Genomic DNA, 21067 nt, shown 5'->3' with positions numbered 1-21067 from the left:
GAGTATGGTTCCAATGTGTCGAAATTTGTCGGATGGCTGAAGTTCACAGAGATTTCGCCGAAGTTGTCACACATTCGGCTGAAGTTCACAATTTTTCCGCTCAAGTTCACAATTTCCCCGCCGAAGTTCACAATTTTGGGTTAAAAATGAGAGTGGTCGAGTATCGATGATAACTCTCATTTCTTGTCAATGGAACTCTAATCCTAGTCCAAATATTTAGAACTTGCATTTCTAACATGATAAACTCATGAAAGTAAGGGAGGAATTATTCATGACAAAATTATCAGGAAAAACTGCTATTGTAACAGGCGCTAGCAGCGGAATTGGTGCTGCAATTGCAGAACAACTTGCAAGTGAAGGCGCTAATGTAGTACTAGCTGCACGACGTAAGGAGAAGCTGGAGGAGCTTGTAGAATCAATTAATAAAGAGGAGAACGGAAAAGCAATTGCTGTTGAAACCGATGTTGCAAAACAATCAGAAGTTGACACGCTTGCAGAAAAAGCTTCCGAAACCTTTGGCGAAGTAGATATTTATGTTAACAACGCAGGGCTGATGTTAATGTCTACTATTCAAAAAGGACATGTTAATGAATGGGATCAGATGATTGATGTTAATATAAAAGGTGTTCTTTACGGGGTTAACTCGGTTTTACCTAAAATGGTAGAGCGCTCAACAGGGCATCTTGTCAATATTTCTTCAGTGGCAGGACATGAGGTTGCAAAAGTGAATGCAGTTTACAGTGCAACAAAATTTGCTGTACGTGCACTTTCAATGGGCTTGGAAAAAGAACTTGCAAGGACAGGTGTACGTGTAACAAACATTTCACCAGGATCTGTAGCCACTGATCTTGCTTCACATGGAACAGATGAAGATCTTAAAAAGAAAGCCTCCAACTCTGATCGGAAAAAGTTAGAAGCAAATGATATCGCACGTGCCGTAGTATACGCGGTTACACAACCGGATTATGTGAATGTTAATGAAGTAACAGTAAGACCGGTATAGTTAACATAAAGGGAATGCTGAAAGAATCAGCATTCCCTTTAATTTTAGTTCTTTCGAAAAGTTTTTTGCATTTTAATCATCGAAGTTTCTGTAATATCACATTTCAGACTTCAGTTCTTCCGTAATCTCTTGAACCAGATCTGGTCGGCCATGATATTGTGCAGGTGTGTTCTGAAGCAGTTCAATTTTCCATCCCTTTGGCTGCTTTACCGCCACAATTGTCTGATAGGCATTTAATTCAGGATTCAGCTCTGTCTGGCCTGGTGGCACCATACCTACAATTGCGCGTAAGATTGCGGTATCCTCTCCGACAAAACGGACTTCTTTAACCTTCGTTACAAATGGTGGGGTAGGGTGCTCGTTAAATATTGCACTTAGTTGCGAAATCATTTCATCTTGGCCCGACATCAGACTGCCATCAAACCCAATCGATTCACCGGATTCGGTAAACTGTCCTGCCATATCATTGGCATTTCTCGTGTTCCATCCGTCAATCATTTTCTGGTAAAGCGCTTTGATTTCAGTTTTATCATGCATGATTATTCTCCTCCAATATCTTCAATCGAATTATATTTTTTTACTAAATCCAAATGCACAGTTTCCCATAAATAAAATGATGCGATTGTCAGGTGGGGGCTCCAAACCGGCTGTTTTTCGGCTAAAATTTTCCGGCGTTCTGACTTTTCAACTTCATAAAGCCATTTTGCTCCCCGCTGGATACCAATATCATCTAATGCCAGTACATTCATTCGGCCTAGTGAAAAAATAAGGAACATTTCAGCTGTCCATTTTCCGATACCTTTAATGCTTGTCAATTGTTTAATAACCGTCTGATTATCAAGTTTGTGCAGCTTTTGTAAATCAACTTCGTTATGATAAACTTTTTCAGCCAGATCACGTAAATAGATAACTTTTCGTGCTGATAAACCGATTGAACGCAATCGTTGCTCAGATGCTTTAAGAATGGAGGTAGCTGTAATGTTATTTTCCATAAGCGATTCAAGCCTTGTATATATGGCGTTTGCTGCCTGTACCGAAATTTGTTGTCCGATCATCGAACGCACCAATGAGGTGAAAAAGTCGAGGCGCATTACAACTTCGATATCTCCAATAATTTGTATGAGCTTTTTCATTTGCGAATCAGCATTGCATAATTCTTCTACAGATTTGTCATCTTGATAAATTTTAATCTTCTCCATAATCCACCTCCATATAATTATAGAATGATTTTCATCATAATTACAAAGAATACCCGGGTGAACATAGATTTGTTAGCCTATTTACAAAAACTTTGATATTATAGAGGAAGTGGACATAAGGTTTTTCCTGCATTTTATATGATTTTTCGTATGAAATTGCTATTTTACTATTTGAGGAAGGTGGATATTATATGAGTAAACCAAAAATAGTCGTTCTTGGCGCTGGTTATGCTGGGATGATGACGACTAAACGATTAATGCAAAAACTAGGACCAGATAAAGCGGAGATAGTATTAGTAAACAAACATAACTATCACTATCAAACAACCTGGCTTCATGAGGTTGCTGCAGGTACGAGGAATCAGAATCAGGCACGAATGATGATTAGTGATGTAATTAACCCAAATCGTGTAAGTTTAATCTATGATGAAGTTACTGAAGTGAAAAAAGAAGAGAATCGTGTAGTATTGAAAAATAGTGAAGTTTCTTATGACTATCTTGTTATTTCACTCGGTTTTGAAACAAATACATTTGGAATTAAAGGAATGGAAAAGAATGCATTTTCCATTACAGACATCGAATCAAGCCGCATGATTCGCGAACATATTGAGTATCAATTTGCAAAATACAGCACTTCAGTCAAGAAAAATGAAAATGATTTAACAATTCTTGTTGGCGGTGGCGGTTTCACTGGTATCGAATTTGTTGGTGAGCTTGCTGAACAAGTACCGAAGCTTTGCAAAAAGTATGATATTGATCGCAGTAAAGCACGTATTATTAATGTGGAAGCTGCACCAAGAATTTTACCTGGTTTTAATGATGATTTAGTTGCATATGCTAAGAAATCATTAGAAGATCGTGGCGTTGAAATTCGAGAAGGCGCCAAAATCTCCGAATGTAAGAAAAACAGTTTTGTTATTGGAGATGATGGTGAAGAAATTAAAGCTGGAACTATCGTATGGACTGGCGGTGTAACCGGTAATTCAATTCTTGGCAAATCAGGATTTGAAATAACAAAAGGTAAAGTTACCGTTGAATCTGATCTTCGTGCACCGGGAGAAGAAAATATCTTCATTATTGGGGATTGTGCTTGGGTAATGAATAAAGAGGAAGGTCGTCCATTCCCACCAACTGCACAAGCGGCAATGCAGCATGCTGATACATGTGCTACCAATTTAAAAGGTCTAATCCTTAATGAACAATTAGAAAGCTTTACTTTTGATGACAAAGGTACAGTAGCTTCCCTCGGTAAAAGTGACGCGATGGGAACTGTATTCTCTGAGCGCCTACTTTATGGTACACCAGCAACTGCAATGAAAAAAGTTATTGATAATCGTTACTTGTTCTTACTTGGTGGACCTAAACTTATCTTGAAAAAAGGTAAATTACGCATGCTTTAAATAAACGAGGAGGGACATTTTCATGAAAAATGGAACATTATATTTATTATTGATTACATTTGCATCAATTATTGGGTATACGGTAGCAACCCGTAGCCTCGAGGATTCAAGAGATTTTCGATAAAACTAGTCAAAACCATCTTGCTAGAATAGCAGGGTGGTTTTTAGCATCAAAGAAAGCATGAATACTTTCTTACTGTATAAGTGAAACTAAGGCTTAGTCATTAAGACTTGGCGACAAGCTTAGTTTCTAAGTATTGATTGGGGTTGTTTTCTATATCTGTGATGGATATCACTGTTTACATAGTGTTAATCATTTATAGTGTAATTATATAGAGGAGGGCTTTTTGTGAGTATTGAACTTATTATCTTGCTAGTATTTCTTTTTGTTGTTGCGTTGGTTGGAACGTTACTAGTATTTAAACAAGAAGAAAATAAAATGAAACGATATGAAGAAGAAGGGGATACCGTAGAAGATCAGCTGCGTCGATCACATGAATATGAATCATCATCGCTGAAGTCGAATCTTCCCCTACAACTTATAATTTATTCTGTTACGATTATAATTTCACTTGTGGTTTTTGCAATTTATCTCTCTTAATTTGATTATCACAAATACAAGTAGTTTATTTGTTACATGTTTTTATTTATCTATCGAATACTAAGACAGGAGGTGGTTTTTTGATAACCGTTATCTTGTCTTTTTTATTAGCTTCGACTCCTCTAACGATAATTAATGATGAAAACACTGTAGGGGAATTATCGAGGAATGATTTTGCGTTAACCTATGTAGATAGCTTGTTTGTAGACAATCAAAAGCTGGAACTCGAAATGAATATTTTAAGTGAAAAAGTATATGAAAAAGCTACAGATGCAAAACTTAATGATGAAGGTCAAATAGTGCAGGAAAAACCTGGATTGACACTTGACCGTATTAAATTCCGACAGCTTTTTCAGGATTATTTTTATGAGAATAGCAGGGAAGAAATCATTCTTCCGAAACAAAAGGTTTACCCTCGTGTTGATAGTGAATTACTTGCAGAAATCCGTGAAAAGGAAATTGGAAGTTATACTACTTATTTTAAGAAGAATAATAAAGAACGATCACATAATATCTTGCTCGCAGCTGAAGCAATAAATAATCATGTTGTTTTTCCTGGAAAAAGATTTTCTTTTAACAATGTAGTTGGTAAAAGAACGAAGGAAAGAGGCTATAAGCGAGCACCGGTTATAGTGAAAGGTGAACTGGCAGAGGACATTGGCGGGGGGATATGCCAGGTTTCTTCAACGTTGTACAATGCGGTCGAACTGAAAGGTGTCCAGATAATTGAACGGTATTCACACAGCCGAAGCGTCCCATATGTACCGCCAGGACGTGATGCAACAGTTAGCTGGTATGGTCCTGACTTTGTCTTTAAGAATAATTACAGACAACCAATACTGATTCGGGCAACAGCTGATGAAGGGAAAATGATTATCAGGATACTTTCCTCTGAATCACTATGAGTCTATTCTGCATCCGTCATGGTCACATTGATTGACAGGCACAAGCCTTCTATTCCTGGCGATTTTTTTGTAAATAAAGTCACCTAAACCTATCCATTTGAATAGATACATGATAGGCAAAGGAACCCACATAAGCGGTAGTTTCTTAGAGACTTCAATAATAGCATCAAACCCTTCAAACCACCTTTTCTGATGGTATACATGCAGGCTTTCTTCCATTGCTTTTGGGTAATTTTCGATCGTACGGAAGGATTCAAATGAAAGCTGGTTCCTCCAATCTATTTTTTTCCAGAATATTGATGAACTTGTGCACATTTTACAATAGTTATCAAAGTATATAATCATTTTCATACCCCCCTCTAGAAGTTGTTCAAAAAGTCCGATAAAGTTGATGCTTCGAATTTCGACGTGGGCAACTTATAATTCAGTACATCCAGTACAAGTTCGCTACTTCGAATTTTCGCCGCACAGGCCGTTACAAACATAGCCGACTCAATCATTTTCATCCCTTTTACACACACCCCTTTTGCTTTATTTTAACATAAATTTTGGTTAATATTTAGTTATAGAGGGGAGTTTAGGTTATGGATATTTTAAACTTAGAAGAACTTTTTAATGATAATGTGTCAGGTGAACATAAAGAGGATTTAGTTCAGATTTTGGACGAGTTTAAGCGTGGACACTATCCAAATGTTTTGTCCAAGTTAAAAGCGTTACGGGAAAATAATGAATTACATAATGTTCTTGTTAAAAAATTATGGATGGTTGAGGCAATTTGTCATGCGGAAATTGGCGAAAGCAGGGCAGCATCCGAAATTATCTCTAAACTTTATATGGATGACGATAGCGATTTGATGCTACTCGGTGAACTCGCATTTATGTGCGACTATAAATTAGCGCGCAGAATTATGTCTGCTGCCGTTAAACAAATGGAGGAAGAAGAGGAGACAGATCGAATCAAACTTGCACGGGGCTTTTTGGTATTGGCTGAGGTGGAAGAAAAGCTTGAAAAATTTGTTCGCTCTGTGAAGTATTTCCAAAAAGGGCTTGGCTATTTCGAGGAAGGTGATAACCGGGACCAGTATATGATATTGTATATCCATTTTAAAATTGGGATGCTGTATTCGATGCAAAATAAAGGGGAAGAATCTATTTCATACCTAAATAAGGTGATCGAAATGGCAGGTAACGATAATGAGGAGCTTAAGATTAAAAGTCTCGTAAGTATTGCGAAGACATACGGCAGTAAAGATCAAAATAAGCAGGCATACCCGTACTTAGAAGAAGCATTACAGCTTTTACAGGTCTCTTCATTAGTGAATACCATAGCACACGCTGAGGCATTAACAGAGATGGCATATTACTACTTTGACAAATCACAGCTTAATGAGGCGGTTCCGTATTATCAGGATGCAATTGAAAGGTATAATAATTTGCAATTTCCTTCCCATCGACAGTTAGGGATGATTCATATGCAATACGCTTATTGTCTTGAACATAAAAAAGGAAGTAGCATCCAGCATGCAGGGATAAATTACGAAAAGGCAATTGAGCGTCTTGAGCTGACAAAGGACCGTCAGCTGCTGGAAAATGCATTGGCTGATGTAATAGCATTTTTTGATAACACAAACAATACAAAGAAAAAGCGGTACTATGAAAATAAATTTGTAGAAATGGCTAATAGCTAAAAGATTACCTTGACAGGGTTCAGGATACACCGTAGTATTATAGGTGATAATGATAATCTTTATCAATTAGCTAATTTGAAGAGTAGGTGAGAAAGATCGATCTTATTGAACTAATGCGTGGCCGGCGCACGATTCTTGATTACAAAGAAGAAAAGATAGATAGGGATTTACTTACTGAAATATTTGACCATGCTGCATATGCACCGAATCATCACCTAAAGGAACCATGGAGAATTAAAATTTTTGAAGATGAAGCACGTTCTGGTTTTGGTGAAAAGATTGTAGATAGTTACATACGATACGGATATTTAAGTGCACTTTCAGACGAGAAGTTGAAGAAAGCCCGACAAAAGTATAATCAATTTTTCAATTCCGTACCACACCATGCTCTTTTTTATATGGATAAAGAGGATGATGGCGGGTACTTGGATGATGAAAACTATGCTGCGGTTTGTGCATTCATCCAGAATTTTCAGCTAGCTGCCTGGTCAAAAGGAATAGGTACGATGTGGACAGCGAAACCGACACTTTTGGACGAAGTATTTATAAGAGATATTGGTTTATCGCCTAGTGAACATCGACTAATAGCTGTTGTTCAGATTGGGTATCCTAACAAAATCCCACGCAATCGTGGACGAACACCGATACGTAATTCTATCGAGTGGATTCAAACAGAATAAAGGAGCGATTTACATGAAGAAATTAGCCATTTTTATGTTAATTTTAGTATTATCAATTTTAGCTGCATGCAGTGGTAATAGTGATGATGATAATGCGAATGAGGATAATAGTTCAAATGAGGAGCGTAAAGTAAAAATCCAAGATGCATTGGGTGAACAGACAATTGAAGGGTCACCTGAAAAAATAGTAGCACTAGAGTGGTCTTACGCAGAAAATCTGTTGGCGCTAGGAGTTCAGCCAGTTGGTGTTGCCGATTTGGATGGCTTTCATCAATGGGTAAATATCGATAAAGAATTTGATGAGAGTGTTAAAGATGTGGGAACACGCCAGGAACCAAATCTGGAAGCTATTTCCCGATTAAATCCAGACTTAATTATTGCAGTTAAATTTCGTCATGAACAGTATCTTGATAAACTAGAAGAAATTGCTCCAGTTGTTATGTTTGCTCCATATGGTGAAGAAGCTATACAAGACCATTATCAGAACATGGTTGATGAATTGAACACGGTTGCTAAAATAGTTAACAAAGAGGACGAAGCAGAGCAAGCGGTAACGGACCTAAATAACTTTGTCGATGAACAAAAGCAGCGTGTAGCAGACGCAGGGCTGGAAGGCTCGAAATATGTTGCAACACAGGCGTTCACAGCACAAAATACGCCGACAATAAGATTGTTCACCGAGAATTCTATCGTTGCCAAATTAATGAGTAAACTTAGCTTTGAGAATGCTTATTCAACAGATAAAACAGACGTATACGGGTATAGCGAAGTCACAGTGGAAGCACTGCAAAATTTTCAGGAGGATGATCTCCAATTCCTGTATATTGTACAGGAAGAAGATAATATTTTTGAAAATCAGCTTAAAGGAAATCCAGTATGGGAAAATTTAAGCTTTGTCAAAAATGGTAACACCCATCAATTACCAGGTGATACGTGGACATTTGGTGGTGTATTATCAGCAGAAGTTTTAACAAAACAGTTAGTCGATGCTATGGTAAAAGAGTGATTTGATGAATGAGGCATTACGAAAATCTATAATTGCGGTTCTCACCTTTGGGGGTGGAACCGCGCTTTTGTGCATATTAACCTTTATACATATAAATCAGGGAAGTGTATCCATTCCAACAGGTACAATTATTGATTCAATCTTTGCACCGGAAGATACATTACAGCATCATACGATTCGTACTTTACGGCTGCCACGTGCGGTCATGGGCATTATTGCCGGGGGTGCGCTTGCAGTTGCTGGTGTTGTTCTGCAAACAGTGACCAAGAATCCTTTATCATCTGCAAGTACATTAGGAATACATTCCGGGACTTATTTTGCAGTAATCTTTAGTACGGTGTTCTTCCCAGCGGCATTACTGGGAAATGGAATTATTGTCGCGTTTCTAGGCGGTATTTTAACCTTTTTAATTGTGTTTATATTATCAGGTGGTAACAGTGCCACGCCAGTACGCATGGTTTTAGCCGGAATGATTGTGACATTTCTGTTTTCATCCTTGACAAGTTTATTGCAGATTTTTTATGAAAATGAAACAGCGGGGTTATTTTTATGGGGCTCTGGTACGCTTGTTCAAAATGACTGGAGCGGCGTGAATTTTTCTTTACCGTTTGTAGTAATTGGTTTAGTAGTTATTCTGGGATTTACATTCAAAATGGATACACTGACATTAGGTGATGATGTTGCTGTTGCACTGGGCCAAAACGTAAACGTCGTCAAGTTTGTATCGATTATTGCTGCTGTATTACTGACGTCGGTAACAGTAAGTGTTGTCGGGCCCATAGGATTTGTCGGTTTGGTTGCCCCACATATTATAAAGCTTATCGGTTATCGAAAACATTTGCCATTAGTTATAGCCTCGTTTATCTGGGGAGGAAATGTACTGCTGTTTGCTGACGTATTGGCAAGGGTGATTGATCCATCATTTTCGGAACTGCCTGTTGGCGCTATAACTGCACTTATAGGGGCGCCGTGGCTGATTTATTTGGTGTTACGTATGAAGCGGTCAAAGTATGGGGAAGAAAATTCTGCAGTTATGGCTGGGAAAGCAACTATGAGTATGTCTCTGAAGGTTGTTATCCCTTTATTGATTGGTATTATTATCCTTACTATGATCGTAAGTTTGGCATCAGGAAATTATGGGTTTGAACCGGTACTGTTATGGAATACGTTTTTTGGTGAATCAAATGATTTCATGCTTGGTCTGATATTAGATTTACGTTTACCTAGGGCACTCGTGGCGTTGCTTAGTGGAATGGTGCTGGCTGTTAGCGGATTAATTTTTCAAGGTGTATTACGAAATCCATTAGCAGATCCATCTGTTATTGGAATTACTTCCGGAGCTGGCGTTGGGGCATTGCTTACAATGTATGTATTTGGCGTGTCTGCAGTTTGGGTTCCGATTGGAGCAATGGTTGGTTCATTTGTATTTTTTGTATTTGTTATGATTTTGGCGGTTCGCGCACAATTTCAGCCTACCATTCTGGCCCTGCTTGGGATAGGTGTTTCTGCGTTTGGTTCAGCTATTATCCAGATATTAGTTGTTCAGGCTGATATGGGAGTTGCTTCTGCGCTTACGTGGCTATCTGGGACAACCTATGCCAGAGGGTGGTCGGAATTACTTGATTTCCTTATTTGGCCTGTAGTGATTTTGTTCCCATTATTGTTAATGCGAATCCGTGTGCTTGATACATTGTCCTTAGGTGATGATACTGCAAAAGGATTAGGATTAAATATAATGTCTGCACGGTTTCAGCTAGCTCTAATTGCAACATTGTTGGCTGCATTCAGTGTGGCTGCTGTTGGGGCAATCGGATTTGTTGGCTTGATTGCACCACATGCGGCTCGATTACTTGTGGGGCCGTCGAACCAGCGCTTACTGCCAGTTACAATTTTAATCGGTGGTGCACTGCTAGTGATAGCCGATTTATTTAGCCGTACGTTATTAGCTCCAAATGAGATACCCTCAGGGATTCTTGTTGCGATAATTGGTGCACCATACTTCCTGTGGCTGATGAAGAAGCGTGCGTGATGGGAAAGCAGTTTAATATATGGAAAAAGCAAAAGAGTGTGCTCCAAATTAAATTGGGGGCACACTCTTTTGATACTGTGCGGACAGAACTTGCTCTTTTGTTATACTTGCTTTGCTTTTATCCAGTTTATCAGTCCGCCATGCAGGATAATATCTTTTTGGCGTGGTGTTAAATTATGTTCAACTGTAATATCTTCACCATTATCTGCGAGCGTGGCAGTCAATTTATCACCTTCCAAAAGTTGCTGGCGCAGATTCGTGAATTTGAGTACTTCTCCTTTTGATAGCTTATCGTAATCAGCTTCGTTGGTAAATTTCAATGGAAGAATACCAAAGTTTATAAGGTTTTGCCAATGGATTCGAGCATAGTCTTTTACCACGGCAACACGTAATCCGAGATAACGGGGTGCTAATGCAGCATGTTCACGACTGGAACCCTGACCATAGTTATACCCGCCGACTATAGCATGACCGCCGGCATTTTTACTTTCAATTCCTCGATCAACATAAGTTGAATCAACAGATTCAAATGTGAAATTACTGATCTCAGGCAGGTTGCTGCGGTATGGAAGAACACGTGCGCCACCTGCAAGTATTTCATCAGTAGAAATATTATCGCCAACTTTAAGAAGAACTGGAACTTCCAGCTTATCCGGCAGATCACCCATTCCGGGAATGGAAACGATGTTTGATCCTTTTACTAAATCTACTTCTTTTGCTTCTTCAGGTGGGAGTGGTCTATCTAATAGATCCTCTACGTTAGGATCACTTGGTTCACTTACTTCCGGATAGGCAAAATCCATTGTCCTTGGGTCAGTTATTTCACCTGTCAGCGCTGATACGGCAGCAGTCTCTGGGCCACATAAAAATACGCTGTCCTCACTTGTCCCTGACCTGCCAGGGAAATTTCGTGGTGTTGTCCGCAGGCTGTTTCTGCCTGAAGCAGGAGCTTGACCCATGCCTATACACCCGTTACAGCCTGCCTGATGTAATCTGGCACCAGCTTGCAATAGACTGGCAATATGAAATTCTTTTACTAGATTTGTTAGCATTTGTCTTGATGTTGGATTAATATCAAAGGACATTCCATCCGCAATGCGCCGTCCTTTTACGATTTCAGCTGCAACAGCAAAATCACGATAGCCCGGATTTGCTGATGAACCAATATATGATTGATAGATTGGGGTTCCAGCAATATCACTTACTGGCACAACATTCCCTGGACTGGAAGGTTTGGCAATCAACGGTTCCAGTTCTGACAAATTGATTTCATCATAACTATCATAGGTAGCACCATTATCTGCAACCAGCTCTACCCATTCATCTTCGCGGTCTTGCTGGGCTAAAAATCGCTTCACCTCATTGTCTGATGGAAATACAGTAGCAGTTGCACCTAGTTCTGCTCCCATGTTTGCGATGACATGTCGGTCCATAGCAGATAAATTATCGAGGCCTGGTCCGTAATACTCAATAATTTTTCCAACACCGCCCTTAACATCATACCGTCTAAGCATTTCTAAAATTACGTCTTTCGCACTGACCCAATCTGGTAAGTCACCAGTTAATTTCACACCCATTACTTCAGGCATTTTAATATAAAATGGCTCTCCAGTTATTGCCATGGCAACGTCAATTCCACCAGCGCCCATCGCTAGCATTCCCATACAGCCGTTTGCACATGTGTGACTATCTGAACCGAGGAGTGTTTTACCTGGCACAGCAAGTCGCTGCATATGAACTGGGTGACTAACGCCATTTCCAGGACGACTATAGTACAAACCAAATCGTTGTGCTGCACTTTCTAAAAATAAATGGTCATCCGGATTCTTGTTATCAACCTGAATAAGGTTGTGGTCAACGTACTGTGCAGAAGCTTCTGTCTTGGTATAGTCCAATCCCATTGCTTCAAGTTCCAGCATGACCATTGTTCCAGTTGCGTCCTGTGTTAGTGTTTGATCTATGTCAAGACTAATTTCCGATCCTGGTTCCATCTTTCCTGATTTAAGATGGTTTTTAATTAATTTTTGAGCTACATTTAAAGCCATTTCTAATCCTCCTTTTGAATTGTATCCATAGAAGTGTTTACCTCAAATGACGTAAAATAAAACAAGGGAGGTTTGGAGGTTGAGTAATAGTGGAGTGTTTCGACAATGTTCGCTAAAAAACGGGAAGTGACAGGCACCAAAAAAACAGGCACCACTAATAAAAGGATGCCACCTTTTTGGTGACATCCTTTCAGTTTGTTGGTTACGCTTCTTTATGTGCTTCGATTTCGAAGTTAATCTTAATTTCGTCACCAATTAGTACGCCACCAGTTTCTACTGCTGCGTTCCAGGTTAAACCGAAATCTTTACGGCTGATTTTAGTTCCGCCACTAAAGCCAGCAACCGTATTACCACTCATTGGATCTTTACTTTGTCCTTCGAATACTACATCAGCTGTTACAGGATTCGTTGTTCCGCGAATAGTAAGATCACCGGTAACATCATAATTGTTATCCGATTTCTTTTTGATGTCTGTTGCAACAAAAGTTATCTTTGGATGATTCTCAACATCAAAGAAATCTCCTGAACGCAAATGGTCGTCACGATCCTTATTGCGAGTATTAATGCTGCTTGCATCAATTGTTACTTCAATTTTTGAATCTGTTAAATTATCTACATCAGCTTCTATAACAGCATCAAAACTATCAAAGCTACCTTTCGCTTTTGAAATCATCATATGTTTTACTGAAAATCCTAATTCACTGTGTACTGTGTCTACACTCCATGTTGTTCTTGTCATGTAAATCCCTCCATTAATTATTCATTAGTTACTTTATGTAACTTAGTATAGAATAATAAATAGGTATTGTCAAGTAATTTATAAGAAAAATTTTGATTTCAAAATAAGTTTACCCGTATTTTCATATTAATAAACAAATTAACCGTGCTATAATAAACAGTAGAAGTCATAGATTAAGAGGTTGTGAAAAATGAGTCAGTTAAGTATAATTCCATGTGGCAGGAAAAAAGTATGGGATAAAAATCCGAGTTTAGGTGCTGTTCCGGCAAAAGAAGCTTATATTGGCACATTACATAAACTGTGCAGAAATTATGCCGAACAGTTTACCGATAAATGGGTAATACTATCTGCCAAGCATGGTTTTCTGTTCGCAGATGATATTGTTGATGGACAGTATGATGTGACATTTAATCAAAAAAATGACCAAATTATTACATTTGATAGCTTGAGAGAACAAGTTCAAGATAAGAAACTGGATATGTTTGATCAATTGGTTGTTTTAACAGGAAAAAAATATAAACCGGTTATTAATGGGTGTTTTGATGATGGTCTTTCACGGACATTTCCTCTCTCACAATATGGAGGAATTGGTTATATTCTGCAGGCATTAAAGCAATCTCTGGAGAAGAACACACCTATTCACTAATTAGATAGGAGACTAGACATAATGAATCGTGTAGTTTTGATAGCTGTTGTTTTAATAGTATATATGGTATACATCACAATTAAGCATAAGGAGACAATAAAGAAGTTGTCCTTCCCACAGCAATTAGGGGTAGCAATTTCATTCCTTGGTGTTGTTGGAATCGGGTGTTATATCCTTTTCAATAGTGTTCGTTATTTTGATGCTGCTGTATCTAATGATATATTTAGTATGATTATTCAATTTATAATTGCCTTAGTAGTATTGGTCGTAAGTGTACTTACTTTTAGTGCAATTGCTTATAAAATAACGAGTGGTATATTACCAATCCAACGAAAAAGAAAGTAAATAGCAAACGCTGTAGGCTAAATTAGCTTGCAGCGTTTTTTTTTCTTCATTAATGACACTTTTTTCGTTTGAGGTTCGATTATAGGTGTAGAACAGATGATTTTGAATTGTCCCTTACATTAGCCGTTCCTATTTATGAAAAGCTAAAAATACTATAATACTACAAGTCTATGTTAGGAGGTGACATGGTGGATAAAGGTACTGTTGTAAGAACGGCTGCACTTCTTTTGGCACTTGTAAATCAATGCCTTGTTATGTTTGGGAAATCCCCTTTGCCTATAGATAGTGAAATGTTGGAACAAGTAATGTCATTTTCGTTCCTGGCTGTAACATCAATATCCGCTTGGTTCAAAAATAACTATGTAACAAAAACAGGACTGAAACAGAAGGAAGCGATACTAGAAAAAGGTTTAAATGGGAGAAATGGAGGTATTTAAATGAAGCCAGTTTTAATAATTGACCCAGGTCATGGAGGTAAAGATCCAGGCGGCGGATCCAATAAATATTGGGTTGAGAAAGATTTGAATCTAACTATCTCACTCTATCAGTTTCAGCGTTATCAACAGTTAGGAATTCCGGTTGCAATTACACGTCAAAAGGATGTCACTTTATCACCAGCAGAAAGAACGAAGATTGTACGGGAAAGTGGTGCAAAGTATTGTCATTCTAATCATATCAATGCCGGTGGAGGGGATGGTGGTGAGGTTATCCATTCTATCTATGGTGGAGAGGATATGGCAGAAGAGGTAGCTGCTGAATTACAGCATGCAGGTCAAAATATACGCAGGATTTTTACAAGGCCACTGCCAAATGATTGTACTCGCGATTTTTATTATATGAACCGTGATACAGGGGCGGTGATAACAAACATAATTGAGTATGGATTTGCAGATTCACGAGGTGATGATATACGGCAGATTAAGGATGATTGGCAAGTATTAGCAGAATCAGTTGTAAAGGCATTTTGCTCGTATGTTGAATTTCCGTATGAGAGTATTAGGGGTGGCGTAACCCTTAAAAAATACTTGAGTTTGCCACCGGAGGCTTCAACTTGGCGAATTTATCCACTAAATGCATCTCCTGTTAAAGGGAATGAAAAAGGTTTTCTGCGCCCTGAAAAATTTGGAGGATTAACGTACCAGATTTTGGGTACGCCGCAAGCACATGTCTACTTAATTCAAACCCGGGATTTTGGAAAGGTTCAAATCTACGGTCATCCGAATACAGGAGCTAAAGTTTTAACAAAATAAGTTTTCCCTCATAATATGAAACCGTTGTAAATTTCAAATTGATACGTTATAATGCATATAATGAAAAAAGCAGATTAATAGAAGCCTACAGGGGGAGCCGATTGGCTGAGAGTGAACATGATTTATTGTTCTTACCCTTAGAACCTGTTAGTTAGTACTAGCGTAGGGATGGTGGCTTTTTTGATGGAATAAAAAGCAATGTTGTGAGCGGATTCCCCATCAGGAAGCTTCCCCTTGGCATTGCTTTTTTTGTGTTTATTTAAAGGGGAGGTAATCTGAATGAGTTCGAAGCGTACGTTGTTTATGATTGAGGTGGCAATATTTGCTGCCATGGCATTACTGTTAGATATAATACCTTTTTTAAAGTTTTCTATTTGGCCACAAGGTGGATCTGTTTCTTTTGCAATGATCCCAATATTCATTATAGCTTTCCGCTGGGGATTGAAAGGCGGTCTGGTGGCCGGCTTTTTATTAGGAGCTATGCAGGTCGTTATGTCTGGACCAATAATTTTAACACCTGTGCAGGGTTTTCTTGATTATATTGTTGCTTTCACTCTAATAGGAATGGCAGGTATATTTGTTAAACCTGTTCAACACGCTGTCAAAGAAGGAAAAGCGAAGATAAGCTTTTTACTAATTATGTTAGGCGTATTTATTGGTTCTGCACTACGCTTTTTGGCACATTTTACTGCTGGAATTGTGTTCTTTGGACATTATGCACCAGAAGGGCAGGCAGTCTGGTTATATTCTCTACTGTATAGTGGATCTTACATGTTGCCATCTTTTATTATTTGTACAATTCTCGTATTCCTATTATTCTACAAACAGCCTAGAACATTGTTGCGAACTGCATAATAGTTTCGCCCATGGAATTAGCCCTTTAAATAAAAGGGCTAATTTTCTATACTTAAGGTAGAGGTGATTATGATGAAAGAATTAATCGGACAGTGCCAGTCGTGTGGGCAAAACGTTTATTGTGAGGATGGCTTTTTTGACGGTGTTCAAAAAAATGGAAAGTTACTTTGCAATGAATGTGTAAATGAAAAAGAATCAAATTAGGAAATTATAGTTTTAACATTTCAACAAAGTTCTCACCGCTTCCTTTTAAGGTGCATAGGCTATAGCACACTTAAGAAAGGAAGTGTTATCGGTGGAGCTAACGATTTCTCATTGGCTATACGGTTTATTTACACTACTAATTATTTTCACGATGATATTCAGAAAAGGTGTAGTACTTCCTTCGTTACTCGGGACATTTGTGATTGCCTGGGTTTACAATGGAAGCTTGATCGATGGTTTTACCGCAATTTTTAATGCCAATCTTGTTGCAGCAAAAGAACTATTCAGTATATTCCTGATTATTACCTTCATGATGGCTCTGCTTCATTCATTGCGTGATTTAGGTGCCGACCGAAGGATGATTCAGCCAATCCAAAAGGTAATGATAAATGGCCATGTCTCGTTTTTTGTCTTGATTGGGGTTACGTATGTGATTTCATTGTTCTTCTGGCCGACACCAGCTGTACCGCTTATATGCGCATTACTAGTACCTGCTGCGATTCGCTCAGGTCTTCCAGCGTTAACTGCAGCAGTTGCTGTTGCATTGGCTGGGCAAGGAATGGCGCTGTCTTCTGATTATATTGTTCAGGTTGCTCCAAGCTTGTCAGCAAAATCAGCCGGTATTGATGTAAGTCTTGTCGCTGATAAAGCATTAATCCTATCCATAATTACAGGTGTAGCTGCAATAGGATTGGCATATCTCTTTTATCGAAAAACAATCCGTGCAAAAAATAGTGAGCTTAATGAAAAAGAGCTTCAGGCTCTGCAATCAACGCAAGAGTCAACGAATAAAGCGCATTCGGCACATTTAAATATGTGGAGTAAAGTATTTGCAGTGCTTGTTCCTGTAGCTCTTTTGGCAGTAGTAATCTACATGATGTACACAAAACTTCTGTCAGGGCGAATGAGTGGATTCGAAGGTGGAGACGGCGCCGCATTTATTGGTGGAGTTGCTGTTATCCTGCTTTTATTATCGACGGTTGCATTTGGTCGACAACATGCACTTGATTATATTAGTAACCATATTACAGATGGCTTCGTATTTGCTTTCAAGGCAATGGGTCCGGTTATTCCGATTGCGGGGTTCTTTTTCCTTGGCAGTGCAGATTTTTCTGGAAGTATTTTAGGTGTAGACGAAAATACGCCAGGATTACTATTTGATCTTGTTCAATCGACACAGTCCTTTCTGCCACAGAGTGCATTATTTGCAGCATTTAGTGTATTAATTATTGGAATTATTACTGGGCTGGATGGATCAGGATTTTCTGGACTGCCATTGACCGGAGCCCTTGCTGCCTCTCTGGAAAGTACCTCGATTGACTCTGGAACGCTTGCAGCTATTGGTCAAATGGGCTCAATTTGGACTGGTGGAGGAACAATTGTTGCATGGTCCTCTATGATTGCGATTGCCGGATTTTGTGGAGTTTCAGTCATGGATTTAGTTCGGAAAAACTTTATTCCGGTAATACTAGGGTTAATCATTTCAACCGTTTTTGCTGTTTTAATTCTATAAGGACTTGAATAATTGTATATAAACATGTGAATCCTCCAAGTAGAACACTAATATAAGTTTATAGCAAATTCTTATGATACACTTTAATGAATTAGGATAATTTTACTATTGATGGAGGTTTTCAATATGGCAAGCAGTACTTCAAAAATTGTTCAAGAATCGCTAGAAGCTCTGTTGGATGATAAATCATTTTTACCAGAACTGACGGGCAAAACACGTGAGAAGGCATTTACGTCACTGGTATCTATCTTATCTACTCCTAATCATGTCAATAAATCTTTTTTACGAATTGCACTTGAAAATGGCAAGGTAACACGTGTTCCTTCATTCCGAGTTCAGCATAATAATATTCTCGGACCTTATAAGGGAGGAATTCGTTTTCATGAATCAGTGAATGAAGATGAGGTGGCTAACCTTGCATCACTCATGACATTGAAGAATGCGCTCCACGAAGTACCGTTTGGTGGTGGAAAAGGCGGAGTAGTGATTAACCCCAGAGATTATAGTGATAAAGAATTATATATGATTTGCAAAAAGTATGTGCAGTATTTCAGCGAAATTCTTGGACCTGACAAAGATATTCCAGCACCGGATGTTGGTACAGGTGATCGTGAAATGGACTGGATGATGGGAGAATATAAGAGTATTCGACCTGGGAGTTCATATCGTGGCAGCTTCACCGGTAAAAGTGTCATAAATGGTGGATCATTAGGACGAAGAGAAGCGACGGGTAAAGGTGTTTATTTTACATTCCGCTATATGCTTCATAACTTTGTTAAAGATCAGAAAAAGTGGCTCTCTGAACGTAAGAACATTTTTGCTGGAACTGCATTGGACCATATGGATAAAACGTTGTCACTGGCATTCCAGGGATTTGGTAATGTGGGATCTGTAGCCGCACTTGAAGCATTCCAGTGTAATCATCTGAACAATAAAATCGTGGCGGTTAGTGACCGGAATGTAACGCTATATAATTCCGATGGATTAGATATTCCTGGTCTTGTCAAATTTACATCCAATAGTGGTGGGGACCTTCCAGTTGATGAAGAGCAGTTAAAAGAAGCGGATGTAAAAGCTACCATTAAGGACCGAGATGACGTGCTGAGCTTAAATGTTGATGTGTTATTTTTAGTTGCACTTGAAAACCAAGTGTACCAGGAAAACATGAAACAGGTTAAGGCTAGTATTATAGTGGAAGGGGCGAACGCACCGGTTACGAGTGGAGCAGATAAATATTTAAGTGAAAAAGGTGTCATTATTGTCCCAGATATTTTAGCAAATGCTGGCGGTGTTATTGTTTCTTATTTTGAATGGCTGCAAGGTCGGGAAACACAATTTTTCACTGAAGAAGAAGTTTTTAAGCGTTTATTTGATAAAATGAAGGAAACATTTGATACGATTTTTCCCCAATTTTTTGGTGATCCATTTCCGTTGCGGCAGAACTGTTACATTCACGCCGTAATGAAAATATCGACCATTTTATATAAGCAAGGAAAACTTTATTAAATGAACTAGACAGGGACATAATTAAACTTTCCATTTTAAAGACGAATAATAACAGGATAGAATTTTTAGAACGTGTATTTTCACTGGGTGGATCTAATACCTACTTGATATAAAATGCGACAGATACTAGGATTATCGATTATAGTATTTAGTTTGGCTCTCTAACCACGCATTTGAAAGATACTTGCTTTCACCGCTCTGGGAACAAAGGCGACATCTGCTCAAGCTGAAGCGTTGCCCTAAGAGGTGCGCGGAATGTATTTCCTTAAGCGGCATCGTCGCAGAAAAATTACTTTTCAAATTGCATCACAATTTAACTTTAATCAGCAACAAAAATAAATCCGAACCATAATTCAAGAATTTTGAATTATGGTTCGGATTTTACTTTGACTAAAATACTTTCTTATTGCATAAGTGTAACTAAGGCATTTGCAATTAGGGATTGTGCTGCATCAAAGTATATGAATATTAAGAAAAATTTCATAAGTCTCCCATTAACGATTGCCAGGTTTTCTAAACTATTAATGTGTTATAATATTCAGTAAATAAAGATAACGTTTTAAATGTATTTTTTTAATTGGGTAATCATGTATTAAAGATAATAATGTAAGCGCTTTAAGGAGGGGTTTAAAAAGTGAGTGAAAAAAGCCTGTCGTTATGGAAGACAACAAAGTACCACCACCATTTGAAAGCAACAGAAGAGGAAGAGATAGCCAGAGAAACCGCAATAACAATTACTGTTAATGGAGATCAGTATGCCACAATAGTTTGCACACCAAATGATGTGTATGAACTGACTCTTGGGTATCTGGCTTCTGAAGGACTTATTCGTTCAGTTGATCAAGTGGAAAATCTATCGATTGATGAAGCAAAAGGCTTTGCATATGCAGATTTATCAATTCCTGTATCATTTCCCAAACGGTCCGAGAGGTGGATTGGTTCTTGCTGTGGAAAGAGCCGGGAATTCTATTTAAAACAGGACGTAAATACTGCTAAAACAATAATGTCACAAGCAAATATTTCAACTAAGCAAATCAATCAATTAATGATGGAATTTGACTCCATGGCAGAAATATTTAATAGAACAGGAGGTGTTCACCAAGCGGCATTGGCATCCGGTGATAAGGTTATAGCTTCTTATATTGATATTGGTCGTCATAATGCGCTTGATAAGCTGTATGGATATATACTACAAAATCGCATTACCTTGAAAAATAAATGTGTTTTGTTTAGCGGTAGAATTTCGTCTGAGGTTGTATTGAAAGTTTCCAAGATTGGCGCTGGATTATTGGTGGCTAAATCGGCACCAACAGATCTCGCTTTAAGACTGGCTGATGATTTGCAAATAACCGCTGTCGGATTCGCCCGTGATAGTAACCTGAATGTATATACTCATGAGAACAGAGTTTATGGTGACACGAACCAAAATATACATTTTTTAGGGAGGAGATAA

Annotated in this window: 21 protein-coding genes and 1 riboswitch; of the genes, 16 read left to right on the top strand and 5 right to left on the bottom strand. The window is 38.4% G+C overall.

The window, feature by feature from the left end:
* Positions 1–271: 271 nt before the first annotated feature.
* The gene (locus BMY13_RS13690; RefSeq protein ID WP_092505225.1) at positions 272–1003 is read left to right on the top strand and encodes an SDR family oxidoreductase; all 732 of its coding nucleotides are present in this window, start codon (positions 272–274) and stop codon (positions 1001–1003) included.
* A 96-nt stretch (positions 1004–1099) separates the two neighbouring features.
* Here the strand turns inward: BMY13_RS13690 and BMY13_RS13685 are convergent, their stop codons facing one another.
* Entirely contained in the window at positions 1100–1540 is a 441-nt protein-coding gene (locus tag BMY13_RS13685; RefSeq protein WP_092505223.1) for an SgcJ/EcaC family oxidoreductase, read from the bottom strand.
* Positions 1541–1542: 2 nt separating this feature from the next.
* On the bottom strand, positions 1543–2202 hold the full coding sequence (locus tag BMY13_RS13680; RefSeq protein ID WP_092505221.1) for a DNA-3-methyladenine glycosylase family protein: 660 nt from the start codon (positions 2200–2202) through the stop codon (positions 1543–1545).
* A gap of 191 nt (positions 2203–2393) precedes the next feature.
* On the opposite strand from BMY13_RS13680, the gene BMY13_RS13675 reads away from it, so the two are divergent.
* The 3 genes from BMY13_RS13675 to BMY13_RS13665 all read left to right on the top strand — a co-directional run bounded on the left by BMY13_RS13675 (position 2394) and on the right by BMY13_RS13665 (position 5108).
* The gene (locus BMY13_RS13675; protein WP_092505219.1) at positions 2394–3602 is read left to right on the top strand and encodes an NAD(P)/FAD-dependent oxidoreductase; all 1209 of its coding nucleotides are present in this window, start codon (positions 2394–2396) and stop codon (positions 3600–3602) included.
* 349 nt (positions 3603–3951) lie between these two features.
* Positions 3952–4203, top strand: a complete 252-nt coding sequence (locus BMY13_RS13670) for a hypothetical protein (RefSeq protein WP_092493174.1) — start codon at positions 3952–3954, stop codon at positions 4201–4203.
* Between the two features lie 80 nt (positions 4204–4283).
* Positions 4284–5108 carry a VanW family protein gene (locus BMY13_RS13665; RefSeq protein WP_245736106.1) on the top strand — a complete coding sequence of 275 codons (825 nt, stop codon included), beginning with the start codon at positions 4284–4286 and terminating at the stop codon, positions 5106–5108.
* Here BMY13_RS13665 and BMY13_RS13660 read toward each other — a convergent pair.
* Positions 5103–5453 (bottom strand): DCC1-like thiol-disulfide oxidoreductase family protein, encoded by a 351-nt coding sequence (locus BMY13_RS13660; RefSeq protein ID WP_175476806.1) that lies wholly within the window; start codon positions 5451–5453, stop codon positions 5103–5105. The two genes, BMY13_RS13665 and BMY13_RS13660, sit on opposite strands and share 6 nt — an antisense overlap.
* A 239-nt stretch (positions 5454–5692) precedes the next feature.
* On the opposite strand from BMY13_RS13660, the gene BMY13_RS13655 reads away from it, so the two are divergent.
* The 4 genes from BMY13_RS13655 to BMY13_RS13640 all read left to right on the top strand — a co-directional run bounded on the left by BMY13_RS13655 (position 5693) and on the right by BMY13_RS13640 (position 10511).
* Positions 5693–6796 carry a tetratricopeptide repeat protein gene (locus BMY13_RS13655; protein WP_092505214.1) on the top strand — a complete coding sequence of 368 codons (1104 nt, stop codon included), beginning with the start codon at positions 5693–5695 and terminating at the stop codon, positions 6794–6796.
* 86 nt (positions 6797–6882) lie between these two features.
* A complete protein-coding gene (locus BMY13_RS13650; RefSeq protein WP_139184823.1) occupies positions 6883–7476 on the top strand; it encodes a nitroreductase family protein in 594 nt (197 codons plus the stop codon).
* 13 nt (positions 7477–7489) lie between these two features.
* The gene (locus tag BMY13_RS13645; RefSeq protein ID WP_092505210.1) at positions 7490–8482 is read left to right on the top strand and encodes an ABC transporter substrate-binding protein; all 993 of its coding nucleotides are present in this window, start codon (positions 7490–7492) and stop codon (positions 8480–8482) included.
* A gap of 4 nt (positions 8483–8486) precedes the next feature.
* Positions 8487–10511, top strand: coding sequence for an iron ABC transporter permease (locus BMY13_RS13640; protein WP_092505208.1), 2025 nt, complete (start codon positions 8487–8489; stop codon positions 10509–10511).
* Between the two features lie 101 nt (positions 10512–10612).
* Here BMY13_RS13640 and BMY13_RS13635 read toward each other — a convergent pair whose 3' ends face one another.
* Both BMY13_RS13635 and BMY13_RS13630 read right to left on the bottom strand, forming a co-directional pair.
* Positions 10613–12556 (bottom strand): aconitate hydratase, encoded by a 1944-nt coding sequence (locus BMY13_RS13635; protein ID WP_092505206.1) that lies wholly within the window; start codon positions 12554–12556, stop codon positions 10613–10615.
* 202 nt (positions 12557–12758) lie between these two features.
* Positions 12759–13295: a YceI family protein gene (locus BMY13_RS13630; RefSeq protein WP_092493165.1), complete on the bottom strand. Its 537-nt coding sequence runs from the start codon at positions 13293–13295 to the stop codon at positions 12759–12761.
* A gap of 190 nt (positions 13296–13485) precedes the next feature.
* Here BMY13_RS13630 and BMY13_RS13625 point away from each other — a divergent pair, with 190 nt between their 5' ends.
* The 8 genes from BMY13_RS13625 (at position 13486) to fdhD (ending at position 21067) form a co-directional block, all read left to right on the top strand.
* On the top strand, positions 13486–13941 hold the full coding sequence (locus BMY13_RS13625; protein WP_092493164.1) for a DUF6884 domain-containing protein: 456 nt from the start codon (positions 13486–13488) through the stop codon (positions 13939–13941).
* Positions 13942–13962: 21 nt separating this feature from the next.
* Positions 13963–14286 carry a hypothetical protein gene (locus tag BMY13_RS13620; RefSeq protein ID WP_092505204.1) on the top strand — a complete coding sequence of 108 codons (324 nt, stop codon included), beginning with the start codon at positions 13963–13965 and terminating at the stop codon, positions 14284–14286.
* 188 nt (positions 14287–14474) lie between these two features.
* Positions 14475–14723 (top strand): phage holin, encoded by a 249-nt coding sequence (locus BMY13_RS13615; protein WP_092493161.1) that lies wholly within the window; start codon positions 14475–14477, stop codon positions 14721–14723.
* Positions 14724–15536, top strand: a complete 813-nt coding sequence (locus tag BMY13_RS13610; protein ID WP_092505200.1) for an N-acetylmuramoyl-L-alanine amidase family protein — start codon at positions 14724–14726, stop codon at positions 15534–15536.
* 80 nt (positions 15537–15616) lie between these two features.
* Positions 15617–15722, top strand: a riboswitch (TPP riboswitch).
* Positions 15723–15815: 93 nt separating this feature from the next.
* Positions 15816–16391: an energy-coupled thiamine transporter ThiT gene (gene thiT / locus BMY13_RS13605; protein WP_092493159.1), complete on the top strand. Its 576-nt coding sequence runs from the start codon at positions 15816–15818 to the stop codon at positions 16389–16391.
* A 295-nt stretch (positions 16392–16686) separates the two neighbouring features.
* On the top strand, positions 16687–18108 hold the full coding sequence (locus tag BMY13_RS13600; protein ID WP_092493158.1) for a hypothetical protein: 1422 nt from the start codon (positions 16687–16689) through the stop codon (positions 18106–18108).
* A 126-nt stretch (positions 18109–18234) separates the two neighbouring features.
* On the top strand, positions 18235–19614 hold the full coding sequence (locus tag BMY13_RS13595; RefSeq protein ID WP_092505198.1) for a Glu/Leu/Phe/Val family dehydrogenase: 1380 nt from the start codon (positions 18235–18237) through the stop codon (positions 19612–19614).
* Positions 19615–20248: 634 nt separating this feature from the next.
* A complete protein-coding gene (gene fdhD, locus BMY13_RS13590; protein WP_092505196.1) occupies positions 20249–21067 on the top strand; it encodes a formate dehydrogenase accessory sulfurtransferase FdhD in 819 nt (272 codons plus the stop codon).

Origin of the sequence: Virgibacillus subterraneus (genome assembly GCF_900110695.1) — a bacterium.
Lineage (GTDB): Bacteria > Bacillota > Bacilli > Bacillales > Amphibacillaceae > Lentibacillus > Lentibacillus subterraneus.
Note: the sequence above shows the minus strand (reverse complement) of the source record. Positions and strands in the feature narration are given on the sequence as shown.

Coding starts and splice junctions, on each gene's coding strand:
- BMY13_RS13675 (WP_092505219.1), top strand. CDS start 2,394: ATGAGTAAACCAAAAATAGTCGTTCTTGGCGCTGGTTATGCTGGGATG.
- BMY13_RS13685 (WP_092505223.1), bottom strand. CDS start 1,540: ATGCATGATAAAACTGAAATCAAAGCGCTTTACCAGAAAATGATTGAC.
- thiT (WP_092493159.1), top strand. CDS start 15,816: ATGAGTTCGAAGCGTACGTTGTTTATGATTGAGGTGGCAATATTTGCT.
- BMY13_RS13635 (WP_092505206.1), bottom strand. CDS start 12,556: ATGGCTTTAAATGTAGCTCAAAAATTAATTAAAAACCATCTTAAATCA.
- BMY13_RS13680 (WP_092505221.1), bottom strand. CDS start 2,202: ATGGAGAAGATTAAAATTTATCAAGATGACAAATCTGTAGAAGAATTA.
- BMY13_RS13645 (WP_092505210.1), top strand. CDS start 7,490: ATGAAGAAATTAGCCATTTTTATGTTAATTTTAGTATTATCAATTTTA.
- BMY13_RS13630 (WP_092493165.1), bottom strand. CDS start 13,295: ATGACAAGAACAACATGGAGTGTAGACACAGTACACAGTGAATTAGGA.
- BMY13_RS13640 (WP_092505208.1), top strand. CDS start 8,487: ATGAATGAGGCATTACGAAAATCTATAATTGCGGTTCTCACCTTTGGG.
- BMY13_RS13595 (WP_092505198.1), top strand. CDS start 18,235: ATGGCAAGCAGTACTTCAAAAATTGTTCAAGAATCGCTAGAAGCTCTG.
- BMY13_RS13620 (WP_092505204.1), top strand. CDS start 13,963: ATGAATCGTGTAGTTTTGATAGCTGTTGTTTTAATAGTATATATGGTA.
- BMY13_RS13660 (WP_175476806.1), bottom strand. CDS start 5,453: ATGATTATATACTTTGATAACTATTGTAAAATGTGCACAAGTTCATCA.
- BMY13_RS13610 (WP_092505200.1), top strand. CDS start 14,724: ATGAAGCCAGTTTTAATAATTGACCCAGGTCATGGAGGTAAAGATCCA.
- BMY13_RS13655 (WP_092505214.1), top strand. CDS start 5,693: ATGGATATTTTAAACTTAGAAGAACTTTTTAATGATAATGTGTCAGGT.
- BMY13_RS13690 (WP_092505225.1), top strand. CDS start 272: ATGACAAAATTATCAGGAAAAACTGCTATTGTAACAGGCGCTAGCAGC.
- BMY13_RS13625 (WP_092493164.1), top strand. CDS start 13,486: ATGAGTCAGTTAAGTATAATTCCATGTGGCAGGAAAAAAGTATGGGAT.